4 tRNA genes are annotated in these 363 nt (G+C 53.2%); all 4 read left to right on the top strand.

Features of this window, described 5'->3' with window-relative positions:
- Position 1: 1 nt before the first annotated feature.
- Positions 2 to 72 (top strand) — tRNA-Asp (locus R0K30_RS21285).
- Between the two features lie 19 nt (positions 73 to 91).
- Positions 92 to 167 (top strand) — tRNA-Phe (locus R0K30_RS21280).
- A gap of 6 nt (positions 168 to 173) precedes the next feature.
- Positions 174 to 246 (top strand) — tRNA-Thr (locus R0K30_RS21275).
- 27 nt (positions 247 to 273) lie between these two features.
- Positions 274 to 358, top strand: a tRNA-Tyr gene (locus R0K30_RS21270).
- The last annotated feature ends 5 nt before the right edge of the window (positions 359 to 363 follow it).

The following is a 363-nucleotide window of genomic DNA, read 5'->3' as shown; positions in this document are numbered from 1 at the left end:
GGTAGTTCAGTTGGTTAGAATGCCTGCCTGTCACGCAGGAGGTCGCGGGTTCGAGTCCCGTCCGGACCGCCATTTTTCAAAAATAATACTTGGCTCGGTAGCTCAGTTGGTAGAGCAACGGACTGAAAATCCGTGTGTCGGCGGTTCGATTCCGTCCCGAGCCACCACTATTTGCCGGTGTAGCTCAATTGGTAGAGCAACTGACTTGTAATCAGTAGGTTGGGGGTTCAAGTCCTCTTGCCGGCACTGTTTTTCTTTATTATTTCCATATGTGGAGGGGTAGCGAAGTGGCTAAACGCGGCGGACTGTAAATCCGCTCCCTCCGGGTTCGGCGGTTCGAATCCGCCCCCCTCCACCATTTTT

The sequence above is a fragment of the Bacillus sp. SIMBA_154 genome, assembly GCF_046536015.1.
GTDB classification, from domain to species: Bacteria; Bacillota; Bacilli; order Bacillales; family Bacillaceae; genus Bacillus; species Bacillus pumilus_P.
Note: the sequence above shows the minus strand (reverse complement) of the source record. Positions and strands in the feature narration are given on the sequence as shown.